We start from the raw sequence: 5,432 nt of genomic DNA on the forward strand, positions 1-5,432 counted from the left end.
GATGGGCAGACTATTGTCAGTGGCAGTACTGACGGCACAGTGCGATTGTGGAACCGCCAAGGTCTTCTCTTGGCTGAACCTTTGCGTGGTCATGAGCGTATTGTCAATTCTGTTGCCATCAGCGCCGATGGGCAGACTATTGTCAGTGGTGGTACTGACGGCACAGTGCGATTGTGGAACCGCCAAGGTCTTTTCCTGGCTGAACCTTTGCGTGGTCATGAGCGTATTGTCAATTCTGTCGCCATCAGTGCCGATGGGCAAACGATTGTCAGTGGCGGTAATGATGGCACAGTGCGGTTGTGGAACCGCCAAGGTCTTTTCCTGGCTGAACCTTTGCGTGGTCATGAGGGTTATGTCTTATCTGTGGCCATCAGCGCCGATGGGCAGACGATTGTCAGTGGCGGTAGTGACGGCACAGTGCGGTTGTGGCGCAGTGGTTGGCGTGCATGGTTGCAAGTCTGTTGCGACAGGTTGCGTTACCATCCCATCTTCACCAATCCGCAAACAGAGGAAGCAAAAGCTGCCTGCGAAGTCTGCCGTAAATATGTTTGGAGTAAAGAACATGGGTAGGGGCACGGCAATGCCGTGCCCTTACAATGGTCTGTACTTATTATCTCCACCATTTAGGCTCAGAACTCCAGTTTTCACCTTCAGAACTCGAAACTTCCACCTCTGAACTCGAAACTTCCACCTTTGAACTCGGAACTTCGACCTCTGAACTCGGAACTTCGACCCCTGACCTCAGAACTTCGACCTCTGAACTCGGAACTTCCACCTTTGAACTCGGAACTTCCACCTTTGAACTCGGAACTCCGACCTTTGAACTGCAACAACCGAGATCCAAGGGTGAATGATGGTGATTAAAAGGCAAATATTTACCTTAATATCCCATTTTCACAAACTTGCAAACTAAAGCTACCACAAATATCTTGCGTAGGGGCACAACAATGTTGTGCCCTGATAGAACTGTTCACCGCAGCCAAGATTTTATTTGTAATTTTCCGTAGAGGAATTAGTATCATTCAAATGTAATATGCATTGTGCAAAACAATATTGTTTCTCGTTGAGATGCCAAATGGGTAGGAGGGCACGGCAATGCCGTGCCCCTACGTTATTTATATCAATGGCAATAGAAATTATCAGTTAAAATAAACACACATTACTAATAACTATATGTAAAAATTAATGCCCTATGATCCACAAATACACCACCGCCATTCTATTCGCTTGAAAAGGTACGATTACACCCAACCTGGTGCATATTTCATCACCATTTGCACCAAAGCACGGCAATGTTTATTTGGTAATGTAGTTAAGGGCGAAATGCAATTAAATTCTTTAGGTCATATTGCCTTCAACTGCTGGCAAACAATACCCGATCATTTTCCCCACATTGAATTAGATACCTTTGTGGTCATGCCTAACCATCTACACGGCATCTTAATCATCATCGATAAACCTGTAGGGGCACAACATTGTTCTGCCCTCAATCAACATTTTGACTGCAACACAGAACAATTCGGTAAACCTGTACCTGGTTCTATTTCTACAGTTATTCGTAGCTATAAAGGCGTTGTCAGCAAACGCATTAATATAATTTGGCAGACAAAAGGACAATCAATCTGGCAACGCAATTTTTATGAACACATTGGAAGAGAGCAAAAATCTGTAGATAATATCCAACAATATATTTTAAATAATCCCCAGCGTTGGGCAGATGATCCAGAAAACCCGCAACGTAATTCTGATGATCAAGATTTCCTGTTTGATATCCCTTTTTGATTTAAAATCGTGTGTTATGTCATAAATATGAATTCGCGTTGGGATGCAACATGTGGTAGGGGCACAACAATGTTGTGCCCCTACAATGACTCGGATGTTCTAAACTGGAACTACGTTGTAAGCACTCAATGATGGCACAAATCACATTTAAGGTTGAAGCATTTTGGGATTCAGACGCAGAAGTTTGGGTAGCAACTAGTGATGACGTACCTGGATTGGTAACAGAAGCTTCTACGATTGAGGTTCTGACGCAAAAGCTGCGAGAAATAATTCCAGAACTGATCATTGTGAACAAAATTGTCCCTGCTGACTATGTAGGTTCTATCACCTTTGAGTTAACTAGCCATCGACAAGAGTTGATTAAAGTGGCTTCATAGATGGGTGCGTCGTTTACTCCTGAGTTGAAAAAGATGCTTTCAGAAGTTGGGTGCTACTTTGAACGGCAAGGCAAAGGAGATCATGAAATCTGGTACAGTCCAATTACAGATCGTCGGTTTGTTGTAGACGGAACCATCAAGTCACGCCATACCGCTAACGGAGTTTTGAAACAAGCTGGACTTCCCAAAGTCTTTTAGGGGGGTAAAATTACATATCAATGTATTGGAAATGGGGCTTTAGATTATTAATTGTATTCTTGGGGCTGTGGCTACTCCTGGATCTGGGTTCCCGCCTGGGAGCAGAGATTTTTTGGTTTCAAGAAGTCGGCTATCTCCAAGTATTTCTGTTGAGGCTGCTGACTCGCGGTATTTTGTGGGTAGTCGTGGCTGGAATAACTGCTGCCTATCTACTGCTAAACCTGGCTTTAGCACAACGGCTAAAATATTCCCAGTCTGTAAAGATTGAGCCAGCAGAACTCAACAGTGAATTAACAAATTTTCTCAGTCCTAATTATCCAAGACGCAACGAAACCCGGATACTTGGGCCGCAACGCTTTCAAGCATTAAAATTGCGCTGGTTATTACCCTTAACTGTGGTACTGAGCTTGTTGATTGGGTTGATGCTGGCTCACTATGGTCAAATTGCTCTTTTCTACTGGCATTCTCCAGTTAATCAGGCTATTCTACCTGTTCCCGCCCTATTTAGACCGGAGACAATCTGGCAACTTTTGAGGCAGATTGTCTCTCAAGTCTGGTATCTCGGTTTAATTGTGGGAGTAGCGATCGCCATCTTAATCTATCCTCAATTTTTACTGACTGCGATCGCAATTCTCTTCAGTCCCATTTTTGCCTTCATCATATTCCGACACTGGCCAAAGGTACTGCAATATTTCCACCCCACGCTTTTCAACAGCACTGAGCCTTTATTTGGTCGAGATATCAGCTTTTACGTATTTTCTTTACCCTTTTGGGAACTGCTAGAACTCTGGCTGATGGGATTATGTTTGTATGGCTTCGTCGCCGTTACTCTCACTTATCTGTTGTCGGCGGATAGTTTGAGTCAGGGAATTTTCTCCGGTTTTTCGCCCCAGCAGCAGCGTCATTTATTTGGTATGGGTGGCTTGTTGATGCTGGTAGTAGCTCTGAGTTATGGGCTAACTCGCTATGAACTCGTGTATTCTAGCCGTGGTGTGAGTTATGGTGCTAGCTATACCGACGTTACAGCCCAGTTGCCAGCTTACACCGTCTTGTGCATTGTGGCAGTTGCGATCGCCTTTTACCTACTTTGGCGAACGTTTTTCTGGAAACCCAAATCTCAGTATCGTCGCTTTCTATTTTACGGATTAGGGGTTTATCTAGTATTAGTTGTAGCTGCTGATGTTGTTTTACCTACTATAGTGCAATATTTAATTGTCCAACCGAATGAGTTGCAACGAGAGCAACCCTACATTCAGCGGACTATCGCCTTGACTCGCCAAGCATTCGATTTGGAAGCGATCGATTCTAGAAGCTTCAACCCCCAAGGAACATTGACTGAAGCTGATATTCAAAAGAATGACTCGACAATTCGGAATATTCGCCTGTGGGATGAGCGACCACTGTTAGAAACTAACCGTCAACTGCAACAAATTCGCCCGTATTATCAGTTCCCCGATGCCGATATCGATCGATATACTCTCAAAACAGATGAACTTTCACCTCGACCACCTGCCCCCCAAAAGTCGCCAGCAGTTGAATCAACAGAACGGCGGCAGGTACTGATTGCCGCACGAGAATTAGATTACAGTGCCGTACCACAGGAAGCTCAAACATGGGTTAATCGCCATTTAATTTATACCCACGGTTTCGGGTTTACTGTTAGTCCAGTTAATACAGTTGGGCCGGGTGGGCTACCAGAATATTTTGTTAAAGATATTAGCGGTAATAGTAGCGCCCTCACAACTTCTAATGAAGCCGTTCGTCAAAGTATTCCGATTGGGCAACCCCGGATTTATTACGGTGAGATTACTAATACTTATGTAATGACTGGCACAAAAGTTAGAGAGCTAGACTATCCTAGCGGTAGTGATAATGTTTACAACTCTTACGAGGGTCTAGGTGGTGTTGAAATCGGTTCAGCATGGCGACGGTGGCTATTTGCGATGTATTTGAAAGATTGGCAGATGGTGCTGACGCGGGACTTTTTGTCAGATACAAAAGTGCTACTGCGACGAAATGTCAAGGAAAGAATTCAAGCGATCGCACCCTTTTTGAAATTTGACAGTGACCCCTATTTAGTTGCTGCTGCTGCTAATCAAGATTTCCCAAGTAATCCCAGTTATCTTTATTGGATTGTAGATGCTTACACAACCAGCGATCGCTATCCCTACTCAGACACTGGTAGCGATGGGATCAACTACATTCGCAATTCTATCAAAGTAGTGATTGATGCCTATCACGGCACTGTGAAGTTTTATATTGCCGATCAAAGCGACCCGATTATTGCTACTTGGTCAGCGATATTTCCCAACATGTTCAAACCGCTCAGTACAATGCCAGTCAATCTCCGCAGTCATACCCGGTATCCGGTGGACTTTTTCAAACTTCAATCTGAGCGGTTGATGATCTATCACATGACTGACCCCCAAGTATTTTACAACCGGGAAGACCAGTGGCAAATTCCGAATGAAATCTATGGTAGCGAACCCCGTCCAGTAGATCCGTATTATTTGATTACTAGTCTACCCACTGTAGACTTTGAAGAATTTATTCTGCTTCTACCCTATACTCCCAAACAACGGACTAATTTAATTGCTTGGTTAGCGGCGCGATCAGATGGCAAAAACTACGGTAAGTTGGTGTTATATGTATTTCCTAAAGAACGCCTGATTTACGGAACAGAGCAAATCGAGGCGCGGATTAACCAAGACCCAGTAATTTCTCAGCAAATTTCCTTGTGGAATCGCCAGGGTTCGAGAGCTATTCAAGGCAATCTACTAGTAATTCCCATTGAGCAATCGCTGCTGTATGTCGAACCAATCTATCTAGAAGCCACACAGAATAGTCTGCCAACCTTAGTACGGGTAGTAGTGGCTTACGAAAACCGGATTGTCATGGCGCAAACCTTAGAACAAGCATTGCAGGGAATCTTTAAACCAGAAGTTACACCAGCCCCGGCGATTATCCGTCCCTTTGAAGAAGCAGTCCCGCCAGGTTAAGCGATTTTAAGATTAAAAAGTTATACCAATTTGAAAAAAGAATGCGACAAATAGACCATTTGTAGAGACGCGATTC

Annotated in this window: 6 protein-coding genes; all 6 read left to right on the forward strand. The window is 44.1% G+C overall.

Going from position 1 to position 5,432, the window contains the following annotated elements; translation table 11 throughout:
* Nucleotides 1-570: WD40 repeat domain-containing protein (locus tag ACFE93_RS33855; RefSeq protein WP_375480389.1), on the forward strand; the 570-nt coding region annotated here is incomplete at its 5' end.
* A gap of 26 nt (nt 571-596) precedes the next feature.
* Nucleotides 597-854, forward strand: coding sequence for a hypothetical protein (locus ACFE93_RS33860; protein ID WP_375480391.1), 258 nt, complete (start codon nt 597-599; stop codon nt 852-854).
* Nucleotides 855-1,185: 331 nt separating this feature from the next.
* The gene (locus tag ACFE93_RS33865) at nt 1,186-1,782 is read left to right on the forward strand and encodes a transposase (RefSeq protein WP_375480393.1); all 597 of its coding nucleotides are present in this window, start codon (nt 1,186-1,188) and stop codon (nt 1,780-1,782) included.
* A gap of 131 nt (nt 1,783-1,913) precedes the next feature.
* Nucleotides 1,914-2,159: a DUF1902 domain-containing protein gene (locus ACFE93_RS33870; protein ID WP_375480398.1), complete on the forward strand. Its 246-nt coding sequence runs from the start codon at nt 1,914-1,916 to the stop codon at nt 2,157-2,159.
* Complete coding sequence (locus ACFE93_RS33875) at nt 2,160-2,357, forward strand: type II toxin-antitoxin system HicA family toxin (protein ID WP_375480395.1); 198 nt, start codon at nt 2,160-2,162, stop codon at nt 2,355-2,357.
* Between the two features lie 20 nt (nt 2,358-2,377).
* Nucleotides 2,378-5,356 carry a UPF0182 family protein gene (locus ACFE93_RS33880; RefSeq protein ID WP_375480396.1) on the forward strand — a complete coding sequence of 993 codons (2,979 nt, stop codon included), beginning with the start codon at nt 2,378-2,380 and terminating at the stop codon, nt 5,354-5,356.
* Nucleotides 5,357-5,432 lie beyond the last annotated feature (76 nt).

The sequence above is a fragment of the uncultured Nostoc sp. genome (assembly GCF_964247315.1).
GTDB lineage: Bacteria > Cyanobacteriota > Cyanobacteriia > Cyanobacteriales > Nostocaceae > Nostoc.

Coding starts and splice junctions, on each gene's coding strand:
- ACFE93_RS33860 (WP_375480391.1), top strand. CDS start 597: ATGGTCTGTACTTATTATCTCCACCATTTAGGCTCAGAACTCCAGTTT.
- ACFE93_RS33865 (WP_375480393.1), top strand. CDS start 1,186: ATGCCCTATGATCCACAAATACACCACCGCCATTCTATTCGCTTGAAA.
- ACFE93_RS33870 (WP_375480398.1), top strand. CDS start 1,914: ATGGCACAAATCACATTTAAGGTTGAAGCATTTTGGGATTCAGACGCA.
- ACFE93_RS33875 (WP_375480395.1), top strand. CDS start 2,160: ATGGGTGCGTCGTTTACTCCTGAGTTGAAAAAGATGCTTTCAGAAGTT.
- ACFE93_RS33880 (WP_375480396.1), top strand. CDS start 2,378: ATGTATTGGAAATGGGGCTTTAGATTATTAATTGTATTCTTGGGGCTG.